Annotated in this window: 17 protein-coding genes; 13 read left to right on the top strand and 4 right to left on the bottom strand. The window is 62.6% G+C overall.

What is annotated here, in order from left to right:
• Nucleotides 1–155: 155 nt before the first annotated feature.
• The 10 genes from GGQ66_RS18560 (at nt 156) to GGQ66_RS18515 (ending at nt 7,800) form a co-directional block, all read left to right on the top strand.
• Nucleotides 156–1,244, top strand: a complete 1,089-nt coding sequence (locus GGQ66_RS18560; RefSeq protein WP_183794410.1) for an ABC transporter ATP-binding protein — start codon at nt 156–158, stop codon at nt 1,242–1,244.
• Between the two features lie 38 nt (nt 1,245–1,282).
• Entirely contained in the window at nt 1,283–2,572 is a 1,290-nt protein-coding gene (locus GGQ66_RS18555) for an ABC transporter substrate-binding protein (RefSeq protein ID WP_183794408.1), read from the top strand.
• Between the two features lie 131 nt (nt 2,573–2,703).
• Complete coding sequence (locus GGQ66_RS18550) at nt 2,704–3,612, top strand: ABC transporter permease (protein WP_183794436.1); 909 nt, start codon at nt 2,704–2,706, stop codon at nt 3,610–3,612.
• A 3-nt stretch (nt 3,613–3,615) separates the two neighbouring features.
• Entirely contained in the window at nt 3,616–4,434 is an 819-nt protein-coding gene (locus GGQ66_RS18545) for an ABC transporter permease (protein WP_183794406.1), read from the top strand.
• A gap of 19 nt (nt 4,435–4,453) precedes the next feature.
• On the top strand, nt 4,454–5,203 hold the full coding sequence (locus GGQ66_RS18540; protein WP_183794404.1) for an aspartate/glutamate racemase family protein: 750 nt from the start codon (nt 4,454–4,456) through the stop codon (nt 5,201–5,203).
• Nucleotides 5,196–6,041: a GNAT family N-acetyltransferase gene (locus tag GGQ66_RS18535; RefSeq protein ID WP_183794402.1), complete on the top strand. Its 846-nt coding sequence runs from the start codon at nt 5,196–5,198 to the stop codon at nt 6,039–6,041. The genes GGQ66_RS18540 and GGQ66_RS18535 overlap by 8 nt, the downstream gene beginning before the upstream one ends.
• 134 nt (nt 6,042–6,175) lie before the next feature.
• The gene (locus GGQ66_RS18530) at nt 6,176–6,691 is read left to right on the top strand and encodes an SspB family protein (protein ID WP_183794400.1); all 516 of its coding nucleotides are present in this window, start codon (nt 6,176–6,178) and stop codon (nt 6,689–6,691) included.
• A 51-nt stretch (nt 6,692–6,742) separates the two neighbouring features.
• Complete coding sequence (locus GGQ66_RS18525) at nt 6,743–6,937, top strand: DUF4169 family protein (protein ID WP_183794397.1); 195 nt, start codon at nt 6,743–6,745, stop codon at nt 6,935–6,937.
• Between the two features lie 130 nt (nt 6,938–7,067).
• Nucleotides 7,068–7,277, top strand: coding sequence for a ribbon-helix-helix domain-containing protein (locus GGQ66_RS18520; protein WP_183794395.1), 210 nt, complete (start codon nt 7,068–7,070; stop codon nt 7,275–7,277).
• A 148-nt stretch (nt 7,278–7,425) separates the two neighbouring features.
• On the top strand, nt 7,426–7,800 hold the full coding sequence (locus GGQ66_RS18515) for a hypothetical protein (protein WP_183794393.1): 375 nt from the start codon (nt 7,426–7,428) through the stop codon (nt 7,798–7,800).
• A gap of 36 nt (nt 7,801–7,836) precedes the next feature.
• Here the strand turns inward: GGQ66_RS18515 and GGQ66_RS18510 are convergent, their stop codons facing one another.
• From GGQ66_RS18510 to GGQ66_RS18495, 4 genes are all read right to left on the bottom strand, one after another.
• Nucleotides 7,837–11,454 (bottom strand): AsmA family protein, encoded by a 3,618-nt coding sequence (locus GGQ66_RS18510; protein WP_183794391.1) that lies wholly within the window; start codon nt 11,452–11,454, stop codon nt 7,837–7,839.
• Between the two features lie 258 nt (nt 11,455–11,712).
• Nucleotides 11,713–13,125 (bottom strand): FAD-binding oxidoreductase, encoded by a 1,413-nt coding sequence (locus GGQ66_RS18505; protein ID WP_183794389.1) that lies wholly within the window; start codon nt 13,123–13,125, stop codon nt 11,713–11,715.
• A 106-nt stretch (nt 13,126–13,231) separates the two neighbouring features.
• The gene (locus GGQ66_RS18500) at nt 13,232–16,354 is read right to left on the bottom strand and encodes an efflux RND transporter permease subunit (RefSeq protein WP_183794387.1); all 3,123 of its coding nucleotides are present in this window, start codon (nt 16,352–16,354) and stop codon (nt 13,232–13,234) included.
• Nucleotides 16,351–17,532, bottom strand: a complete 1,182-nt coding sequence (locus tag GGQ66_RS18495; RefSeq protein ID WP_183794384.1) for an efflux RND transporter periplasmic adaptor subunit — start codon at nt 17,530–17,532, stop codon at nt 16,351–16,353. Before GGQ66_RS18495 ends, GGQ66_RS18500 begins: the two co-directional genes overlap by 4 nt.
• 251 nt (nt 17,533–17,783) lie before the next feature.
• Between GGQ66_RS18495 and GGQ66_RS18490 the strand changes: the two genes are divergently transcribed.
• From GGQ66_RS18490 to GGQ66_RS18480, 3 genes are read left to right on the top strand one after another with little or no spacing between them, the layout of a single operon-like run.
• Complete coding sequence (locus tag GGQ66_RS18490) at nt 17,784–20,237, top strand: ATP-dependent helicase (RefSeq protein ID WP_183794434.1); 2,454 nt, start codon at nt 17,784–17,786, stop codon at nt 20,235–20,237.
• Between the two features lie 17 nt (nt 20,238–20,254).
• Nucleotides 20,255–20,629, top strand: a complete 375-nt coding sequence (locus tag GGQ66_RS18485; protein ID WP_183794382.1) for a VOC family protein — start codon at nt 20,255–20,257, stop codon at nt 20,627–20,629.
• Nucleotides 20,630–20,677: 48 nt separating this feature from the next.
• Complete coding sequence (locus GGQ66_RS18480) at nt 20,678–21,823, top strand: amidohydrolase (protein WP_183794380.1); 1,146 nt, start codon at nt 20,678–20,680, stop codon at nt 21,821–21,823.

The following is a 21,823-nucleotide window of genomic DNA, read 5'->3' as shown; positions in this document are numbered from 1 at the left end:
AGCGCAAAAAAAGTGCACGAAGCTTTCTGTGTTTGAAAACAATTTGTTAATCACGCATTTTTGACGAAACCCCCATTGCCTGCCTTTTCCGCTTCGCGGCCACCGCAAACTGGCACGGCGCCTGCATTGTCATGGCCAGCACTAGAGGGGTGACCATGACGAAAGCCGCCGAAATCGACATCGCTTCTGTCTCGAAGATTTACGGGCACACGACAGCCGTCCACGCGATCAGCCTGAAGATACCCGCGGGCAGCTATTGCTGCCTTCTCGGGCCGTCCGGCTGCGGCAAGACCTCCACGCTGCGCATGATCGCCGGCCATGAAAGCATTTCGAGCGGCGACATCCGCCTTGGCTCCAAGGTGGTGACGGACCTGCCGCCGGCGCGCCGCGGCACCGCCATGATGTTCCAGTCCTACGCGTTGTTTCCGCATCTCGACCTTGTCGATAACGTCGCCTTCAGCCTGAAGATGAAGGGCGTCGAGAAGGAGGAGCGACGCCGCAAGGCGCTCGACATGCTGAAACTCATGCAGCTCGAACCCTATGCGACCCGCCGCCCGGCCCAGCTTTCCGGCGGCCAGCAGCAGCGCGTTGCGCTGGCCCGCGCCCTGATTACCGATCCGGAAGCACTGCTCCTCGACGAGCCCCTCTCCGCCCTCGACCCCTTCCTGAAAATCCGCATGCGCGCCGAACTGAAGAAGCTGCAGACCTCGCTCGGCATCACTTTCGTCCACGTGACCCACAGCCAGGAAGAGGCGATGGCGCTCGCCGACATCATCGTGGTTATGAATGACGGCCGCATCGAACAGGCCGCGAGCCCGCGCACCGTGTTCGAGCGCCCCGCAACCGCCTTCGTTGCCCGTTTCATGGGCGATCACAACGTCATTTCGGGCCGCACGGTCGAAACGGACGCAAACGGCATCACCATCGAGGTCAATGGCGGCGGTCGCTTCCAGGCCATCGACGGCAAGGGAGAGATCGGCGAGGCCGCCGACATTGCCGTGCGCACCGATCGCGTTCGCCTGCGCGAGACGGCCTATGCCGGCCTCGGCTTCACCGGCATCGTTCAGAACGTCGAATATCGCGGCTCGAGCGTGAAGATCGTCGTGAACGGCGCCGGCGTCGAGGACTTCACCGTCATCATTTCCGACACCGAATATTTCGCCACGCCCGTCAAGCCGGGCGATGCCGTGCCGCTTTCCTGGAATGCCGACGACGCCATCGTTCTCGGTCGCATCCAGCACTGAAATCACCCTTCCACAGTCGCCGAAAAGGAGAACTTCGCATGACTGAGAACACCGGCAACAAGGGCGGCCTGACCCGCCGCTCGCTTCTGAAGACCGGCGCTGCCGCGGCCGGCTTCGCGGCCGGCTCGGGCGCCATCACCGGCTTCCCGACCATCTGGGCACAAAGCAAGATCACGCTGCGCCAGTTCGGCACGGGCGTTTCGAACATCAACGCCATTGCCGAGAAGTGCAAGGCCGACCTCGGCATCACGCTTGAAATGACCGCGACCGATTCCGACGCCGCTGCCCAGCGCGCCGTCACCCAGGCGAACTCCTACGATATCGCCGACATCGAATACTGGATCCTGAAGAAGGTCTTCGCCGCCGGCGTCATCCAGCCGATGGATACGAAGAAGCTGAAATACTACGACAAGATCGTTCCGCTCTTCAAGAACGGCAAGCTGACGCCCGACAGCGTCATCGCGCAGGGCACTGCGCCGCACACGGTCGGCTACGTCGAAAAACCCGGCGACAAGAAGTTCGCCAAGGAAGAAACCCAGTGGTTCACGATGGTTCCGACCATCTACAACGCCGACACGCTCGGCATCCGTCCGGACCTCGTCGGACGTGAAATCACCACCTGGGCCGATATTCTCGACCCGGCCTTCAAGGGCAAGACCTCGATCCTCAACATCCCGTCCATCGGCATCATGGACGCTGCCATGATCATGGAAGCTGCCGGCAAGATCAAATATGCCGACAAGGGCAACATGACCAAGGAAGAAATCGACAAGACGATCGACTTCCTCATCGAGATCAAGAAGGCCGGCCAGTTCCGCGCCTTCTGGAAGAGCTTCGATGAATCGGTGAACCTGATGGCATCCGGCGAAGTCGTCATCCAGTCCATGTGGTCGCCTGCCGTCGCTGCTGTGCGGTCCAAGGGCATCGCCTGCAAGTACCAGCCGCTCAAGGAAGGCTATCGCTCGTGGGGCGGCGGTCTCGGCCTCGCCTCGCACCTCAAGGGCGCACAGCTCGACGCTGCCTATGAGTATATCAACTGGTACACGTCCGGCTGGGTCGGCGCCTACCTCAACCGTCAGGGCTACTACTCTGCCTGCATGGACACCGCCAAGGAACATATGTCCGCCGACGAGTGGGGTTACTGGATCGAAGGCAAGCCTGCCCAGGGCGATATCGTCTCGCCGGAAGGCAAGGTGATGGAAAAGGCCGGCGCCGTGCGCGATGGCGGCTCTTTCGTCGAACGTATGGGCAAGGTCGCCTGCTGGAACTCCGTCATGGACGAAGACCGCTACATGGTCCGTCGCTGGAACGAGTTCATCGCCGCTTGATGACAATGCCGGGAGGTTTTCTCCTCCCCGACCCCTCCCCGCCATGGGGAGGGGCTTCCCCGGCCCCGTGATGGGCGGCCAAGGGGCAGCCCAATTTTCGAAGCCCAGACAGGGAGATGCACACGATGCCGATGGTCGTTCCGCCGCCGAAAGTGGCTCAGGTCGAAGCACCTGAAAAACCACCGCTTCGCCTGCCGCCCATGTTGATTTCCTGGCTTCAGGCCGCACCGCTGACGGTCATTCTCGGCGCGTTCCTGGCACTGCCCATCCTGATGATCGCGGTCGTCAGCTTCTGGGATTACGATTTCGCCCAGATGTATCCGGACTTCGTCACCTTCAACTACACCGAGACGCTGGGCTCGTGGGTGACGTGGAAGACCTATCTGAACACTTTGAAATACACCTTCCTCGTCTGGTCGTTGACATTGTTCATCGGCTTCTGGGTGGCCTATTTCCTGGCCTTCCACATCCGGACCAGCGCCATGCAGACAGTGCTGTTTCTCGTCTGCACCGTGCCGTTCCTGACCTCGAACATCATCCGCATGATCTCATGGATCCCGGTGCTCGGTCGAAATGGCCTCGTCAACTCCTCGCTCATCGAGATGGGTCTCATCGCCCGACCAATCGAGTGGCTGCTCTATTCCGATTTCGCCGTGGTGCTCGCCATGGTGCATCTCTACACGCTGTTCATGGTCACGCCGATCTTCAACACCATGATGCGCATCGACCGCGCTCTGGTGGAGGCCGCCCGCGATGCCGGCGCCTCCGGCTGGCAGATCCTCACCAACGTCATCATCCCGCTGTCGAAGCCCGGCATGGCCATCGGCTCCATCTTCGTCGTCACCCTCGTCATGGCCGATTTCTCGACGGTTCAGGTCATGTCCGGCGGCCAGAGCGCCTCCGTCGCGCTGATGATGAAGAACCAGATGTCCCTGCTGCAATATCCCGCCGCCGCCGCCAATGCCGTGGTGCTGCTGGTCCTCGTCCTCCTGATGGTCGCGGGCATCCTGCGCATCGTCGATATCCGCAAGGAGCTGTAAAAGATGAGCCACGAAAAGCGCACCTGGGAATTCTATATCCTCGCCGCCCTCTTCGCCGTCTTCGTGCTGTTCCTTTACGGCCCCCTGTCGGCGATCCTCATTCTCGCCTTTCAGGGGCCGAATGGCGGCCTCACCTTTCCGCTCAACGGCGTCTCGCTGCACTGGTTCTACAACCTGTTCGAACAGCAGGCAGTCGGCGATTTCGGCGGCTCCTTCCGCCGTTCCTTCTCGCTCAGCTTCATGGTCATGGTCGTCACCGTCATCGTGTCGCTGCTGGCCGGTCTTGCCTTTCGCCGCAAGTTTCCGGGCGGTACGCCGCTGTTCTATCTGGTCGTCGCCAGCCTCGTTGTGCCCTCGATCATCATTTCGCTCGGCATCGGCGTGATCTTCAATCAGGTGGGCATCCAGCCGGCTTGGTATTCCTCGGCCTTCGGCGCCCATCTCACCTGGACGCTGCCTTTCGGCGTGCTGATCATGTTCGCGGTATTCAACCGCTTCTCGCCATCCTATGAGGAAGCCGCCCGCGATCTCGGGGCCAGCGCCTGGCAGACCTTCAGCAATGTTGTCCTGCCGATGATCCTGCCGAGCCTTGTCGGCGTCGGCCTGTTCGGCTTCACGCTTTCCTATGACGAGTTCGCCCGCACGCTGATGACGTCCGGCACCTACAACACCCTGCCGCTTGAAATCTATGGCATGACGACCAATGTCACGACACCTGTGCTATATGCACTCGGCGCCGTCACCACCTTCTTCTCCTTCATCGTCATCGCCGGCACGCTCGGCATCATCATCGCCATCAATCGCCGTCGTGCCCGCGGCTGAAAGCAGTCCTGAAAGTCCCATGCAGATCCTCGTCGTCAACCCGAACACCACAGCCACCATGACGGCAACCGCCGCCCACGCCGCCAAGAGCGTGGCAGCCGTAGGAACAGAAATCGTCGCGGCCACCTCCACCATGGGGCCAGCCTCAATCGAAGGTTATTATGACGAGGCGCTGGCCGTTCCGGGCCTCCTCCTCGAGATTGCCAAGGGCGAAAAGGCCGGCGCCCAGGCCGCCATCATCGCCTGCTTCGACGATACCGGCCTCGATGCCGCCCGCGCCATGGCGAACATTCCGGTCATCGGCATTTGCGAGGCAGCACTGGCCGTAACCGCCTTCATCGCCCGCCGCTTCACCGTGGTCACCACCATGGAACGTTCGCGTATTCCGCTGGAAGCACTGGTGGAGCGCTACGGCATGAAGGACCGCTGCAATGTACGGGCAGCGGACATCCCGGTGCTTTCGCTGGAGGATCCGAACTCCAACGCGCGAGACCGGTTGCGAACGGAAATTTCCGCAGCCCTCAGCGAAGACAGGGCCGAAGCCATCGTGCTGGGCTGCGCCGGCATGGCGGATCTCGCTGCCGACCTTGCACGCGAATTCGGCGTGCCGGTGGTCGATGGCGTTGCCGCTGCGGTCAAGCAGGCCGAGGCCCTGATCTCGTTGAAACTTTCCACCGCCAAGCGCGGCCCTTATGCCACGCCGGTCAGAAAACCCTACACCGGCCTTCTGGAAAGTTTCGCACCGCAGACGATGCTTTCCCATGACTGATTCGGCACCGGTGATCCGTCCGCTGACCCCGGTCGAACTGGAAACCCTGGTAAACTGGGCCGGCGACGAGGGTTGGAATCCGGGGCTGGCCGACGCCGAAGCCTTTCATGCCGCCGATCCCGAAGGCTTCATCGGTTGTTTCGTGGAGGGCAAACTGGCAGCGGCTATTGCCGCCATCGCCTATGACAACGGTTTCGGCTTCATCGGCCTCTATATCAGCCACCCCCGCTTTCGCGGGAAAGGTTACGGCAAGCAGGTCTGGGACGCCGGCATGGCGCATCTGGAAGGTCTCGGCATCGGGCTCGACGGCGTACCGGCCCAGCAGGAAAACTACCGCAAGTCGGGCTTCATCGAGCACTATCGCACCTGGCGCTGGAGCGGCCCGTTTACAGCCGGCAATAGCGCGGACGATGGCGTCATCACTGTGCCCCCCGCCTTGTTGCCCGAACTCGAACAATTCGACCGGCGCTTTTTCCCGGCCAGCCGCACGGCCTTCCTGAAACGCTGGACGGCATCGCCACGCACGACGCTGGCCCTTGTCGAAAACGGGAAGATCACGGGGTACGGCACGATTCGCCAATGCCGCGAAGGCTGCAAGATCGGCCCCCTCTTTGCCGAGAGGGATGCAGGTGCCGAACGGCTTTTCGCGGCACTCGCGGCCCGTGCCGGGGGGCAAATCCTGCATATCGACGTGCCGGAGCCCAATATCGCTTTTTCCGCCTTTCTGGAAAAATCCGGCTTCGAAAAGGGTTTTGTGACGGCCCGCATGGTCCGTGGCCCGGCCCCGCAAGCGCCGGAAAGAACACCAGCGGGCATCACGACGCTCGAACTTGGATAGAGCGCTTTCCATCAAACCGCGACGGATGTATGAATAGTACAAGTGATTTGAGCGAAGCGACGGGCTTTCCCCAAGCGGTCGCCCATGTCATAAGCGGCACACCAATCCGTTAACGAGAAGAGAGACAGGAGCGCATGGGGCAGGATCACATCCGTTACGACATTCTGGCACAGGACGCGCTGCGGGGTGTCATCCGCAAGGTCTTGACTGAAGTCGCCGCCACGGGCCGTCTGCCCGGCGACCACCACTTCTTCATCACCTTCCTGACGGGCGCGCCCGGCGTTCGCATTTCCCAGCACCTGAAGACCAAGTATCCGGAGCAGATGACCATCGTCATCCAGCACCAGTTCTGGGATCTGAAGGTAACGGATGCGCTGTTCGAGATTGGCCTGTCCTTCTCCGACACGCCGGAACGCCTGACGGTTCCCTTCGCGGCCATTCGCGGCTTCTACGATCCTTCGGTGAATTTCGAGCTTGAGTTCGACGTGCCGCTGACGGGCGAGGATGCCGACGAGGAGGACAACCTCGCCGAGATCGCCGCCTACACGCCGCCGCCTGCCGCCGAAAAGGCCGAGGAAGGCGAGGTCAAGGAAGGCGAGAAGAAGGAAGCCTCTGTCGTTTCCCTCGATGCCTTCCGCAAGAAGCAGTAAGCACACAGGAAGGGCGGCACCGAGCCGCCCTTTGCACATCCGGAGACAAGCATGAGCGCCGACATCGTCAATCTGCGCCAGTTCCGCAAGCAGAATGCCCGAACCGAGAAGGAACGTCAGGCGGAGGAAAACCGCATCCGCTTCGGGCGCACCAAGGCCGAAAAGCAGCTCACCAAGGCGCTGAACGAGCAGGAACGCCGCAAGCTGGATGCCGGTCGCCTCGAAGGCAAGGATAGCGAGGAATAACACTCCGCCCTGACCGGAAATGAATCCCGGAACAGGCACTTGGCTGCAAAAGCTGAATCAATTTGCCAAGCCCCTCACCCGTGACATGAGCGGCTTTTCTCCGTCGAACCACCAACGGAAACGTCCCGCAATGATCCGCAAACACTCGATCACCCTGCACGGACACCGCACCAGCCTGTCGCTGGAAGACGCTTTCTGGAGCGAACTCAAGTCGATCGCAGATGCGCGGCACATTTCCATTGCCGCCCTCATTGCCGAAATCGATGACGCCCGCGAGACCGAAAGCAATCTCTCCTCCGCCTTGCGCATCCATGTGCTGAACTGGCTGAAGGCCCGTTAAAACCAGCCTCCCCCGCCGCAATCTTTCATTTACCAATCAGGGCTAGAGTGCCTCTATGAAAAGTGGGAAATATTCCCACATAATCGGGTGAATGATTGCCCGGACCGGCTGCATGAAGCGGCTCGCTCCAACGTCCGCGAGACTTTCCATGACCAACATCTCATCCGTTTCCAGCGTCTCCACCATCCTGTCCTCTGCGACATCCACCACCTCGTCGTCCGATAGCAGCAGCACGGTGGCCGAGCTTCAGTCGCAGATCGCTGCCAAGCAGGCCGAACTCTCCTCCGCGAAGACGGATGAGGAAAAGCAGGAGGTTGAGGACGAAATCACCGAACTCAAGGCCGAACTCGCCAAGGCACAGGCCGCCGCAAAGCAGGCAAGCGAGAAGCCTTCGGCAAGTGCCAGCCAATCCCAGAAGCCCGTCTCCTATGCCAGCGAAAAACTGGCCGGCGAAAGCGAGCGGATCGGCACGGTGAATTTCTCGGAAGATACGCCGTTCGGCGACCGCACCGCCTGGGTCTGATCGAAGCGATCAGGACGCCTTCATCGGGAGCCGCCGTCAGGGTGCGGCGCTGGCTGGCGGCAGGGGCCGCTGGATGACGCGTTCGCGATCCGGCACCGGCATCTGGCTGGGCACCGGATTGCCGATTTCCTCGGCCGCGCGGCGCGCATCCTCCTCCGCGCGGGCTTTTGCCTCGGCATCGGCCTTCGCCTTGGCAATGCGGGCGGCTTCCGCCTTGCGTTCCTCGTCACGGAACTTGTAGAGGGCTGCTTCACGCCGCAGCCGCTGCTTTTCCATCACATTCGCCTGCGTGCGTTCAACACGCCGCCGCTCACGCTCATAAGCCCTGAGCGAGAGGAAGTTGGCGCTCTCCGACACATCCACACTGAGTGCCGGCGCGGCAACAGGGCCATCGAAATGCAGCCGCGCACCCGGCGTCGCCCCGCCTTCGGCGAACGCGCCGGCATTGAAGGCCAGTTCCAGCGTGGCGTTGAGAACGCCGGTATCGGCCCGCAGCCGTCCATCGGCCGAAATCTGGCCCTTGGGCGTAGCAAACATCACGCTCTGCGCCCTGAATTCGCCATCGGCGATCTGGAATGGCAGGGAGACCGCGCCCAGATCTGTCCGCCCGTTGACCACCAGCGTTTCCAGAATGGGGGCGATCTTGGCCGTGGTAATCTCTCCCTGCATCATGTCAGCGGCCGTCACCAGCGGCCCCATCACGTCGAGATTGAGGCCGTCGACCGCAAGCCCCGTGAAGCGCGCGATCCCCGATCCGCCAAGGCCGGAACGCAGGCCGGCAAGGTTCGGCGCCGTGCTTTCAGCCGAAAGCGTCAGGTCGAAACGCCCTGCGGCAATCGCCCGGCCATCGCGCTTCCAGGCCAGCGCCGCAACATCCGCGCCCGCCAGGTCGAAACCGAACCGCAAAATGCCGTCGCCCCCACCATTGGCAAGCGTCATGCGCCCACCAGAGAGGGTACCGCCCAGCCACTTGCCCTTGGCATCGCTAAGTTCCAGCGTGCCGGAGCGGTAGGCAAGACGAGCGCTCGCCTCGGTCACAATGCCCAGTCGGCCGGGATCAAACGTGTCAGCCGACAGTTGCAGCGTGATTTCGGAATTACCGGCCAGCGGCTTGCCGAGTGCAGCATCCGGCAAGTCACCCGACACAGGATCGACAATCGGGCCGAACATGGCTTCGGCAAGCCAGGGCATTTCGACCTGCCCAAGCTTCAAGGCGCCATCGATCTTCGGCACCCCATCGCCGGTGAACAGGGTCAACTGCCCGGAAACGGGATTGTCCGCCACATGTCCTTCCAGCCCGGACAGACCAATCCGGTTTGCTGCAACAGACACCTTGCCCGTCAGCTTCGTCGGAAGGCTGAAGCCGAACTGCGGCGGAACGAGGCCGTTCATGGTGAGGTAGGGCTCGATATTCTCGCTTTCGAGCTGCACCGTCCCTTCACCCTGGGCAAAGTCCGCGCCATTGAGCGAGAAGGCGCCATCGATCTGGAACCGGGTCTGGTCTGTAGAGAAGCTGACCGATGTATCGGCAGGCTTGCGCCCGTCCGATTTCAGCGTCACGGCCAGAAGCCCGGCCCCATCCGCCTCCAAAGGCAGGGGCGAAAGGCCGGCCTGTCCAAGCAGGATCGTCGTGTCGGTGTTCTCAAGCGTCGCATCGAGCCGAAGCTTCGGCGCAGCATCGCCAAGCAGCGCCAGACTGTCGAACATGTCGAACTGAAGCTCGGTTCCGATGCGCGAGCCGTTCGCCGTGCCATTGACGCGCACCTGCACGGCCTTGTCATCGCGCGGCACCGGCCCTGCCTCAACAGCGAGGTCGAGATTGGCATAGTAGTTCGCATTCCGCTCCAGCATCGACAGCAGAGGATGCGCAGGCAGCCGCTCGCGCAGCAACCGGAACAGGGACTGCGGATCGCTGGCACGAACGGAGCCGCTGAGAACACCCGCCAGCGGCTGACCATGCAGCGTGATGGAGGCACCTGCCAGATTACCGATGGACAGCCGGTTGATATCGACCACGCCATCCGCCCGCGTCAGCACCGCATCCACGTTTTCCGCGTCAACCCCGTCTGCCGTGAAACGGGCCAGATCGAGCTTGGCGGCAATCTCATGGTTCGCCAGAAGATCGCCGGAGCCGAAGAGGGCCAGGAGCGCACGCCCTTCGTCAAGGTCAAGCAACTCGCCCTTCAGATCGGCAGACAGCGAAGGCGTATGCCCCTTCATCGACTGGTGCTCCAGACGACCCTTCAAATGGCTCTCGCCCACGACGAGTTCCAGCCGCTCGAAGCGTTGCAGCGTCTCCGACAGGCTGACGGCAGCGGAAAAGCCGGCCTTCGAAAGGCCGCGCACCGCGGGATCGACGGCACCGTTCAGCCAGTTTGCAAGGCCCGTCGGCTGGGCCGACGCGACCAGCAGGTTACCGGCAAAGGTCGGCTCATCCACCAGGCGAAGGCGACCGGAGGCCTCCACCTGCGTGCGCCCCGGCAAGACGGCAACGGCGCGATCAACAATCCAGCCGGTACCCGAAGGCCGCACATCGAGCTGGATGTCGCGCAACGTCGTATCACCGGCAACAACGGCAGGCAGGCGCAGCGTCGCCTTGCCCTCGACCTGCGGCACCGGAATGGCGGACGCCACGGAGATCAGCGCCCGAAGCCGCCGTTCCAGTGTGCCTTCCGGCTGGCGGCCCGTCTTGGCCGTCGGACCGTTCGTACCGAGATCGTTGACATCGATCTGTTGCCCCTCGGCCTTGAGCAGGAATTCCGGTTTGGTGCCGACATCAAGCGTCGCCTCGCCCGTCACCTGATAAGGCGAATTGGCGGCACCGATCTCAAGCCTGTATTCCGGCACGCGCACACGCTCGTTGGTCAACTCGAAGGTGCCCTTGACGCGCGGCTGTGGCTGCTTGTCCTCACCGCCGGTCAGGGCTGCGGCAAAGGTGCCCTTGTAGATCGGACGGGCCTCCTCGATGGTCAAAACACCGTCCATCTCGACCTCGACCGGATGCGCCTGCGGAATGATCTTCGCGCGCAACCCGAGCCCGGTCGCCTTGTCGGCAAGCTCCGTGGTCGAAAGCGTAAAGCGACCCTTCTCGCCATCGACGGCGGCAGAGCCTTCCACGCGCCAGGGACCGGCCAGCGAATGGGCGGACATGGCCGCATCGAGACCCGTGACCTGCCGCACGCGGCCCGATTGCGCATCGATGAATTCAATGCTGCCACCGGTGATCTTGACGTTTTCCAGAACCACGGTTTTCGCCGGCACCGCAGGCGCGCTGCCCCGCATCCAGTCCAGCCGCCCGTCGGCGAGAACGCGAACCCGCGCCTTGGGCTTGTCGATCCGCATGTCGAAAATGCGCGCTTCGCCGGAGAGGAACGGCGCAAGCTCGGCATCCATGGAGAAGCGTTCAATCTGCACGATGGGCGAACCGTCGATATCCTGCCCGACACGCACATCATTCATGGTCACGGACGGAAACGGCAGGATGCGCGCCTCGACCTTGCCGTGAACCGTCACCTTCTTGCCGAAGATGCGGCTTGCCTGAAGTTCGAAATCCGTGCGGAAATTCGTCCAGTCCACGAAATAGGGCGCCAGCAGTGCCGCAAACAGCACTGTCGCCAAAAGCCCGCCCAGCGTTACCAGAACCCTTCCGAGCACGTCCGTCCTCGCATTGTCACAATAGCCCGGCCGGGCGCAAATCTCTTGCTACCACCGGAGTTTACGAAAATTATGTCGGTAGACTAAAGCATTTCCGGCAAAAGTGTTAAACGGTTTGCGTCCGGAAATGCGCAAAAAACAAAAGGATAGAGCATTTTCGCAACGTCGCGCGAACGCAGATGCCCTATCCTCCGACAGGCCTTAGGCAAGGCGTAACCAACCTTGCCCGGCACAGTTCAGCGTTTTTATCCTCCAGGCTCAATCCTGTGGAAAAATCTTGCCCGGATTGAAGATGTTTTGCGGATCGAGCGCCGTCTTGATCGCCCGCATCGTATCGAGCGCCGGGCCGACTTCCTCGTCCATATAGGCGGCCTTGCCCTGCCCCACGCCATGCTCCCCGGTGCAGGTCCCGTCCATCGCGATGGCGCGGTGCACGAGACGCTCCACAAACGCCTCCACCTTTTCCACTTCCTTCGGGTCCTTGCCATCGTAAAGCAGCAGGGTGTGGAAGTTGCCGTCGCCGGCATGGCCAACGATGGGCGCCAGCAAGCCATGCTCCAGAATATCGGCCTGGGTTTCGGCCACACATTCAGCCAGCCGCGAAATCGGCACACAGGCGTCGGTCGAGAAGCCATCGAGCTGCGGTGCGAGTGCACGGGACGCCCAGTAGGCGTTATGCCGTGCCTTCCACAGCTTCGCGCGCTCGACCGGATCGGAAGTCCAGACGAAATCTTCTGCGCCGAACTCCATGGCAATGTCGCGGAACTGGTCGGCCTGCAACGGCACTGTATCTGCGGTGCCGTGGAATTCGAGGAAAAGCGTCGGCTTTTCCGGCAGCGTCAGGCCGGAATAGGCGTTGCAGGCGCGCACCTGAATATCGTCCAGCAACTCGATGCGGGCAACCGGAATACCCATCTGGATGGTCATGATCACCGCATCGCAGGCGGATTTGACGTCCGGAAAAGCACAGACACCGCCGCCGATGAGCTCCGGAATACCCTGCAACTTGAGCGTGATCGAGGTCAGCGCGCCAAGCGTGCCCTCCGCCCCCACGAAGAGCCGCGTCAGATCGTACCCGGCGGACGACTTGCGGGCGCGACGCCCGGTGCGGATTTCCTCGCCATTCGCCAGAACGGCGGTCACGGCCAGAACGTTGTCTTTCATCGTGCCGTAGCGCACGGCGTTGGTGCCGGAAGCACGGGTCGAGGCCATACCGCCGATGGAAGCGTTGGCGCCGGGATCGATCGGAAAGAACAGACCGGTGTCGCGCAGATATTCGTTAAGCTGTTCGCGGGTTACGCCTGGCTCGACCGTGCAGTCGAGATCCTCGGCATTCACCGCGAGAATGCGGTTCATGCGGGTGAAATCCACGGAAATGCCACCGCTTGGCGCATTCACCTGACCTTCCAGAGAAGAGCCCGTGCCGAACGGCACCAGCGGCACGCGATGTTCGGCGCAGACCTTGACGACGGCCTTCACATCCTCTGCGCTCTCGACGAAAACCACGCCGTCGGGAAGCTGCGATTTCAGGCCCGTCGCGGTATGGGCATGCTGTTCACGGAAGGATTGACCGGTCTGGAACCGCTCTCCGAATGCCTGCTTCAGGATGCCGAGAACCGCCGAAATCCCCGCCTCGTTGCGCGGACCCGCCTTCACATTGCTGACCGTCATAAACCAACTCCTGGACTGGAAACGACCACCGCCGCCCCCTTGAAACTCAACGTCGTTCGGCAGCCGATATGCGCCGGAAATCCAGAGTTGTCCAGACCATTCAGGTCTATTCAGCCGCCGCGAGACGGGCGTCCGAAAGCTCCTTCGCCAACCGCTCTTCCTCATGCACGCGCGGCTTGGAGAAGCGGGCGAGCAGCAGATAGGCAACGGGGGTGAGATAGAGCGTGACGACGGTGGCAAGCCCCAGTCCTCCCGCCAGAACCCAGCCGAGCGCAATGCGCGCTTCCGCCCCTGCCCCCTTGGCCAGAACCAGTGGCACAGCGCCCAGGATGGTGCAGATCATCGTCATCATGACCGGGCGCAGGCGGATGCTCGCGGCTTTTTCAATGGCCGAGCGCACGCTTTCGCCCTGATCGCGAAGCTGGTTGGCGAATTCCACAACAAGAATGCCGTTCTTCGCCATGACACCGACAATCAGCACCAGCCCGATCTGGCTGTAGACATTGAGGCTCGACCCTGTGAGCGCCAGCGCGAAGACGGCGCAGGCCAGCCCCAGCGGCACCGTGACCATGATGATGATCGCCGACAGGAAACTTTCGAACTGGGCGGCGAGAACGAGGAAAATGATGACGATGGCGAAAGCGAAGGTCAGCGCCATGCCGCTCGAATTCTCCTGAAGGGTAGCGGCCTCCGCCAGCGGCACCAGTCGCGCGCCGGGCGGCAGAAGCGGTGCGGCCAGAACCTTTGCCTCCTCCAGCGCCGCGCTCAGCGCCACGCCATCCTTCAACCCGGCGGAAATTGCCACGGAGGAAAGCTGCTGTTCGCGCGAGAGCGTCGGCACCACGGACTTTTCCGTGAGCGAGGCGATGGTCGAGATCGGCACGATCTTGCCATCGCCGGTCTTGAGGAAGATGTTTTCCAGATCGGTCGGATCATCGATCGGGCGCATATCGGACGTCAGCTTGACCGGGATGGCTTTGCCTTCCAGGAAGACATCGCCCACCGAACGACCTTCCAGCAGGGATTGCAGCGCCTGCGACAGGCCGGCAATATTGATGCCCAGATCCGAGGCCCGCTCGCGGTTGATGGTGACGGAAAGCTGCGCCTGCGTGGCATCGTTGTTGAGGCGCGGCGTGTCGTAACGGCCGCTCTCGTCCATGGCCCGCACCAGCTTTTCGGCAGCGGTCAGAAGCTGCGGCGTATCGTTACCGACCAGCGCGAACTGGAGGCCGGACCCCGCGCCGCGAATGCGAAGCGAATTCGGTTGCATGACCGTCGCCCGCAAGGCAGGCACGCGGTTTGCGGCCTGCTGCACGTCACGCACGATGTCGTTCTGGTTGCGCTCGCGCGCTTCCCACGGCGCCAGCGTCAGCACCATGAAACCGCTATTGTTGCTGTTGTTCATGCCGGTCATCGAGAAGATGTTGCGGATCTCGCCGGACTGCACGAGCGGTTGGAGATTTTCCTCGATGCGCTGCATGCGGTCGCGGGTGAAATCGAGGCTGACGCCCTGCGGCGCGTTGACCCGCACCATCACCATGGAGCGATCCTCGCGCGGCATGAGTTCGCTGGTCACGCCCAGGAACGTGGCAAGCGCCGCCAGCGATACCAGCAGGCAAACGGAGATGACGACAAGCGGCGCGCGCAGGCAGCCAGCCAGGGTGCGGCGGTAGGCCGCTGCAAAGCCACGGCCGAACAGACCGATCAGCCCCCGCTGATGCCCTTCCTCATCCACCGCCGGCATGCGCGAGGCGAGCATGGGGCAGAGCGTCAGCGCCACGATGGACGACAGAAGCACGGCAAAGGCCAGCACGAAGCCGAATTCACGGAACAGCCCGCCCACCTGCCCCGGCAGGAAGGAGAGCGGCACGAAGACGGCGGCCAGCGTGAAGGTCGTGGCAATGACCGCGAAAAACACTTCCTGCGTACCGAGCACAGCGGCAGCACGCGGCCCGAGCCCTTCCGAGCGGCGGCGCACGATATTTTCCAGTACCACGATGGCGTCGTCCACCACCATGCCGGTGGCAAGAACAATGGCGAGCAGCGTCAGAATGTTCACCGAGAAGCCCGCGAGATAAACGGCGGCCATGGTGCCGATCAACGCCACAGGCAAGGTGACGGCGGGAACCAGCGTCGCACGCCAGTCACGCAGGAAGAGAAAAATGACGGCGATCACGATGACCGACGCCTCGATCAGCGCCTTCACCACCTCATCGATGGAGCCCTGAATGAACACGGCGTCATCACTGGTGATAACGAGCTGCGTTCCTTCCGGCAGCGTCGGGGTGATTTCGGCCACCGCCGCTTTGACGCCGTTCGAGATCGACAGCGTGTTGGACTGCGCCTGACGAATGATCCCAAGCCCGATGCCGACCCGGCCGTTGGAACGCAGCACGGTCGAATTCGTATCCGGCCCGAGCGTGATTGCGGCGACATCGCCAAGGCGCACATTGTCACCGATCAGAAGGCGCGCGAACTGTTCGGGCGTTTCGATGGTCGCCGTGGCGCGCACGACGATATCCTGCGTCGAACTCGTCATCGACCCCGCCGGCACATCGAGCGCAACGCCCGTCAGCGCCGCAGACAGGTTGGCGATGGTCATGCCGCGGGCGGCGAGTGCCGACTGGTCCACATCGATGCGGAACGTCTTGGTCTGGTCGCCATAGACCTGTACGTCCGCCACGCCATCGACCGATGCCAGCCGGTCCGAAATCCGGTCGTCCACAAGCTGGCTCAGATCCTCGCGGCTGAGCGTGGTCGAGGTCACGGCCAGGCGCATGATCGCGTCGGAATCGGCATCCGTCTTGACGATCTGCGGTTCGTCTACGTCATCAGGCAGGTTGTTGCGCACCCGCCCCACGGCATCGCGCACGTCGGTCGAGGCCACATTCACATCGATCTTGTCGGAAAATTCCAGCGTCACGCGGCTGCGCCCGAACGAGGAACTGGAAGACATCGACTTGAGGCCGGAGACGCGCGCCACCGCCCCCTCGATGATCTTCGTTACTTCCTGTTCGATGGTCTGCGCCGAAGCGCCGGTATAGGTCGTCGTCACCGTCACGATAGGCCGGTCGACATCGGGCAGTTCGCGCACTTCCACCCCGGCAAGCGCGGCAAGGCCGGCCACGACGATCAGCGCATTCAGCACCATGGCCAGAATGGGCCTGCGGATGAAAAGTGCTGTGAAGTGCGCCTTGGCTTCGGCGTGACGGGCCCCGCTTGCGCTCATTGCTTCACCGCCAGGCGGTCGGTTCCGCCTTCCGTTTTGCTTTCGCGACCGGGCAGGCGCACTTCGCCGCCTTCGCGCACCCGCTGCAAGCCTTCGGTCACCACCGGATCACCGATCTTGAGATCGGCCTCGACCAGCACGCTGTCGGGGTTGCGCTGCACGATGCGCACACGGACCTTTTCCGTCTTCATATCCTTGTTGACGCGCCAGATGTAGGAGCCGTTGGAATCCCACTGAACCGATAGCGGGTTGACGGCGGGATAGGCCTCGCCGGCAAAGGTCATGCCGACCGAGAAGGCCATGCCCGCGCGCAAGACGTCATCGACATTGGGAATGCGGGCTCGAACCCGGAGCGTGCGGCTCGCCTGATCGATGCGGTTATCGATCGCAGCGACTTCGCCAGGAAAAACCTTGCCGGGCTGCGCCACAGGCGACGCCTCGACCGGCTGGCCGATAGCCAGAACATTGGAAAAACGCTCCGGCACCCAATAATCCACCAGCAGCTCGGAACGGTCGTCCACCGTGGCAATCACCGTCTGGGTGGTGACATTATCGCCCGGATTGATGGTGACGATACCGGCCACACCGGAAATCGGCGCCACGATATCGCGGCGTTTCAGGTTGAGTTCCGCCGTTTCAAGCGCCAGTTCCGCCGTCTCGACGGCAATCTTCGCGTTGAACACGTCGAGCCGCGCCATACTGGAGGTCATGTTGCCATAGGCATTCGCCTTTTCGGTCGCGCTTCTGAGCGCCACCTTGGCCTGATCGCGGGCAATGATCTGTTCTGCATTGTCGAGCCGCGCCAGAAGCGCGCCCTTTTCCACCCGGTCACCGGATTTCACCAGAACCTCGGCAATCGGACCCACCACCTGCGACGTCACCGCAACGGACTGGATCGCCTCGCCGGTGCCGATGGCCGAAAGCCGGTCGTTGATCTTGTCCTCGATGACGGCCGCAGTCAGCACGAGAGGTGCGCCGGCGCCGCGTTGGGCACCGCCCTGCCCGGCGCCTTCTGCGGGTTTTGCGCCATCACCACTCTTCGGCAGCACGGCGATCACACCGTCAGGCACACCAACGCGGGCCAGCACGGCGGGCGCCGCAGGCGATAGAAAGAGCCACAGACAGAGCCCGCCGACAAGCACGGCAAGACTTATGAGGATCTGCCTGCGCAAACTCATGGGTACTCTTCTCCGTATTTCAAATGTCACGCTGGACAAGGCAGATGCGGCATCCGCCAATTGCCACGGACCCTGTGCCGGGAAGTATGGTCAGTTTGATGACCGGGACAAGTCACGTTGACTTTCATTACCAAAATTTCATACGCCGTAATAAAGCCGCCGGCACGCAGTACGTACGCTTTCAAGGGGATCGGAATAAAACCAGAACGTCTTGACTGGTCTTTGCCGCCCGAATCACTACATTGAGCCGCATGATGAACGGTTACGACGATATTCCCTTCTTCGAGGACGAACCGCCGAAGCGGCCCGAGCAGCAACAGCCCGCCGGTGGCGGCATCGCCGCGCGTGCGCTGGCCGCCCGCGAGCGCAGCCGCGAAGCCCCCGATTACCTCTCCGGCCTCAATCCGGAACAGCGCGAGGCGGTGGAAACGCTGGAAGGCCCGGTTCTGGTGCTGGCCGGCGCAGGCACCGGCAAGACCCGCGTTCTGACCACCCGCATCGCCCACATTCTCTCGACTGGACGTGCCTTCCCCTCGCAGATCCTTGCCGTGACCTTCACCAACAAGGCCGCCCGCGAGATGAAGGAGCGCATCGCGCTTCTCGTCGGCGGCGCGGTGGAAGGCATGCCCTGGCTCGGCACCTTCCACTCCATCGGCGTCAAGCTCCTGCGCCGCCACGGCCAGCTTGCCGGACTGACGTCCGATTTCACCATTCTCGATACCGATGACGTGATCCGCCTCATCAAGCAGCTCATCCAGGCGGAAGGGCTGGACGACAAGCGCTGGCCGGCCAAGCAGTTCGCCGGCATGATCGACGGCTGGAAGAACAAGGGCCTCGGCCCAGCCGAAATTCCCGAGGGCGATGCCCGCGCCTTCGCTAATGGCAAGGGCCGCGAACTCTACGCGGCCTATCAGGCCCGGTTGAAGAGCCTGAACGCCTGCGATTTCGGCGACCTGCTGATGCACCCGATCACCATCTTCAAGAAGAACCCGGATCTTCTGAAAGAGTATCACCAGCGCTTCCGCTATATCCTGGTGGACGAGTATCAGGACACCAACACCGCGCAGTATATGTGGCTGCGCCTGCTCGCCCAGCGCCCCAAGGGCGAGCCGCAGAACGTCTGCTGCGTCGGTGACGACGACCAGTCGATCTATGGCTGGCGTGGTGCGGAGGTGGACAATATCCTGCGCTTCGAAAAGGATTTTCCGGGCGCCAAGGTCATCCGCCTCGAACGCAACTACCGTTCGACAGCCCATATTCTGGGGGCCGCTTCCCACCTCATCACCCATAATGAAGGCCGGCTTGGCAAGACACTCTTCACCGACCGCACGGACCCTGACGACGAGAAGGTCAAGGTTCACGCCGCCTGGGACTCGGAAGAGGAAGCCCGCGCCGTGGGCGAGGAAATCGAACAGCTCCAGCGCAAGCAACACAAGCTGAACGACATGGCCATCCTCGTGCGCGCCTCCTTCCAGATGCGCGAATTCGAAGACCGTTTCGTCACGCTCGGCCTCAATTACCGCGTCATCGGCGGCCCGCGCTTCTACGAGCGCCTCGAAATCCGCGACGCCATGGCCTATTTCCGCCTTGTCTGCCAGCCGGCCGACGACCTTGCCTTCGAACGCATCGTCAACACGCCGAAGCGCGGTCTGGGCGATACTACGATCCGCAATCTTCACGACTATGCCCGCGCCCGTAACCTGCCGATGCTGGCCGCCGCCGACGATATCGTCAATACCGACGAGCTGAAGCCGAAGGCGCGCAAGGCACTGTTCGATGTGGTCACGGATTTCCGCCGCTGGCAGTCGCTGCTCGAAAACACGCCGCACACCGACCTCGCCGAGCAGATCCTCGAGGAGTCCGGCTACACGGACATGTGGAAGAACGACAAGTCGGCGGAGGCACCGGGGCGTCTGGAAAACCTCAAGGAACTCATCCGTTCCATGGAGGCTTTCGAAAGCCTGCGCGGCTTCCTCGAACACGTCTCGCTGGTCATGGACACCGAACAGAACGAAAACCTCGATGCCGTCTCGATCATGACGCTGCATTCGGCCAAGGGGCTGGAATTCGACACCGTTTTCCTGCCCGGCTGGGAGGAAGGCCTCTTCCCCCACCAGCGCGCGCTGGACGAAGGCGGTCGCTCCGGGTTGGAGGAGGAACGCCGCCTCGCCTATGTCGGCCTCACCCGCGCCAAACACCGGCTGCACATCTGGTTCGTTTCCAACCGCCGCATTCACGGCCTGTGGCAATCGACGCTGCCCTCGCGCTTCCTCGACGAATTGCCGGCAAGCCATGTCGATGTCGCAGAACCCGAGACGTCCTATGGCGGTTACGGACGCGGCGGCTATGGCCAGTCACGGTTCGACAAGGCCGAGCCCTTCGCCAACACCTATTCGACACCGGGCTGGAAGCGCGCGCAGGAAAACCGCACCGAAGCCACCCGCACCAACTGGGGCAACCGCTCCGGCCATGCGGTGGAGCGCATCGGTTACGGCGAGAGCGGCCCGCGCGCCCGCACCATCGAGGGTGAACTGGTGGCAAAATCCGTGGCCGACCAGCCCTCGCGCTTCACCGTCGGCGACCGGGTGTTCCACATGAAGTTCGGCAATGGCAACGTGACGGCGATCGAAGGCAACAAGCTCACCATCGAGTTCGACCGTGCCGGCCAGAAACGGGTTCTGGATGGCTTCGTGGAAAAAGCCTGAGAAAGAGGAGGATATGCATGCTCGACCACCTGTCCATCGCGGTTTCGGATATCGCCCGCAGCAAGGCGTTCTACACTGCCGTTCTGGCCACACTCGGCTATCAGCCACAGAAGGATTTCGGCGATGCCGTAGGCTTCGGTGACGGCAAGGGCTCCGATCCCGGCGGCGATTTCTGGATTGTCGAAAAGCCTCCTGCCATGCCGCTGCCGCACTTCGCATTCAGCGCGACAACCCGCGAAGAGGTCGATGCCTTCCACGCTGCCGCCATTGCCGCCGGCGGCACGGACAACGGCCCGCCCGGCATTCGCCAGGCCTATCATCCCCACTATTACGCCACCTTCGTGATCGATCCTGATGGCTACAACATCGAAGCGGTCTGCCATTCCGGCTGAACGTCTTCTCTGTCAGTCGATAGCCTACCCTGCCGCAGGAACATCATCATGCCGTTCACCGCCTCCGATCTCGATGCCGTCACCGCGTGGCGGCGCAAGCTGCATGCCATGCCCGAAGTCTCCGGCGACGAGCATGAGACGGCACGGGAGGTGATTACCTTCTTGTCGCATACGAAGCCGGACGGGGTGATCGCGGGCCTCGGCGGCACCGGCGTCGCAGTCATCTATCATGGTGACGAGCCCGGTCCGACGGTAGCGATCCGCGCCGAGCTCGATGCCCTGCCGATTGCCGAGACAGGAACGCCCGCCTGGCGCTCCGGATTTGCCGGCAAGGGCCACATGTGCGGCCATGACGGGCACATGGCGATCCTTGCCGCCGTTGGCTTGGCACTTGGTCAAAAACGCCCGAAGCGAGGCCGTGCCGTGCTTCTGTTCCAACCGGCGGAAGAAACCGGCGCTGGCTCTGCCGCCATGATCGCCGACCACAAGTTCATCGGCGCCAGGCCCGACATCACCCTTTCGCTGCACAACATGCCGGGCGTGCCGCGCGGCCATGTCTGGCTGAAGACCGGCACCGCCAATTGCGCCTCGCAGGGGCTCCGGATCGTCTTCACCGGCCGAACGGCCCATGCCGCCCAACCGCAGACCGGGCTTTCGCCGGCAGGTGCCATCGCCTCGATCATCCCGGCGCTGATCGGCCTCAGCCGGGGCACGCTGGAGACCGGCGATTTCACGCTGGCGACCATCACGCACGTCAAGATAGGCGAACCGGCCTTCGGCATTTCACCGGCGAATGGAGAGATCTGGGTGACCCTGCGCAGCCAGACGGATGCGGGCATGGCGGCGCTGCTGACCGCCGCCGAAACGCTGGCGAGAGAGGCCGCCGTACGCGACGGGCTGAAAATCGCCTTCGAAAACCATGATGTCTTCCGCGCTTCGGTCAACCACCCTGACGCGGTCGCGCTGCTCACGGCGGCGCTCGAGGCGGAAGGGGTTCCCCATAGCGAAGGGGAAACCATGCGGGCCTCGGAGGATTTCGGTCGCTTCGCCGATGTCTCCACCTCGGCGATGTTCTTCCTTGGCGCGGGCGAAGACCACCCCGCCCTGCACAATTCCGATTACGATTTTCCCGATGAACTCATTCCGGTGGGCGCGCGCATCTTTCTGCGCGCCATCCACGCGGTTCTCGGCTGA

Source organism: Allorhizobium borbori, from assembly GCF_014196535.1.
In the GTDB taxonomy this organism is placed as follows: domain Bacteria; phylum Pseudomonadota; class Alphaproteobacteria; order Rhizobiales; family Rhizobiaceae; genus Ectorhizobium; species Ectorhizobium borbori.
Note: the sequence above shows the minus strand (reverse complement) of the source record. Positions and strands in the feature narration are given on the sequence as shown.

What these genes read in the sequence shown, in the direction of transcription:
- GGQ66_RS18560 (WP_183794410.1), top strand. Translation starts at nt 156, where the DNA reads ATGACGAAAGCCGCCGAAATCGACATCGCTTCTGTCTCGAAGATTTAC.
- GGQ66_RS18555 (WP_183794408.1), top strand. Translation starts at nt 1,283, where the DNA reads ATGACTGAGAACACCGGCAACAAGGGCGGCCTGACCCGCCGCTCGCTT.
- GGQ66_RS18550 (WP_183794436.1), top strand. Translation starts at nt 2,704, where the DNA reads ATGGTCGTTCCGCCGCCGAAAGTGGCTCAGGTCGAAGCACCTGAAAAA.
- GGQ66_RS18545 (WP_183794406.1), top strand. Translation starts at nt 3,616, where the DNA reads ATGAGCCACGAAAAGCGCACCTGGGAATTCTATATCCTCGCCGCCCTC.
- GGQ66_RS18540 (WP_183794404.1), top strand. Translation starts at nt 4,454, where the DNA reads ATGCAGATCCTCGTCGTCAACCCGAACACCACAGCCACCATGACGGCA.
- GGQ66_RS18535 (WP_183794402.1), top strand. Translation starts at nt 5,196, where the DNA reads ATGACTGATTCGGCACCGGTGATCCGTCCGCTGACCCCGGTCGAACTG.
- GGQ66_RS18530 (WP_183794400.1), top strand. Translation starts at nt 6,176, where the DNA reads ATGGGGCAGGATCACATCCGTTACGACATTCTGGCACAGGACGCGCTG.
- GGQ66_RS18525 (WP_183794397.1), top strand. Translation starts at nt 6,743, where the DNA reads ATGAGCGCCGACATCGTCAATCTGCGCCAGTTCCGCAAGCAGAATGCC.
- GGQ66_RS18520 (WP_183794395.1), top strand. Translation starts at nt 7,068, where the DNA reads ATGATCCGCAAACACTCGATCACCCTGCACGGACACCGCACCAGCCTG.
- GGQ66_RS18515 (WP_183794393.1), top strand. Translation starts at nt 7,426, where the DNA reads ATGACCAACATCTCATCCGTTTCCAGCGTCTCCACCATCCTGTCCTCT.
- GGQ66_RS18505 (WP_183794389.1), bottom strand. Translation starts at nt 13,125, where the DNA reads ATGACGGTCAGCAATGTGAAGGCGGGTCCGCGCAACGAGGCGGGGATT.
- GGQ66_RS18500 (WP_183794387.1), bottom strand. Translation starts at nt 16,354, where the DNA reads ATGAGCGCAAGCGGGGCCCGTCACGCCGAAGCCAAGGCGCACTTCACA.
- GGQ66_RS18495 (WP_183794384.1), bottom strand. Translation starts at nt 17,532, where the DNA reads ATGAGTTTGCGCAGGCAGATCCTCATAAGTCTTGCCGTGCTTGTCGGC.
- GGQ66_RS18490 (WP_183794434.1), top strand. Translation starts at nt 17,784, where the DNA reads ATGATGAACGGTTACGACGATATTCCCTTCTTCGAGGACGAACCGCCG.
- GGQ66_RS18485 (WP_183794382.1), top strand. Translation starts at nt 20,255, where the DNA reads ATGCTCGACCACCTGTCCATCGCGGTTTCGGATATCGCCCGCAGCAAG.
- GGQ66_RS18480 (WP_183794380.1), top strand. Translation starts at nt 20,678, where the DNA reads ATGCCGTTCACCGCCTCCGATCTCGATGCCGTCACCGCGTGGCGGCGC.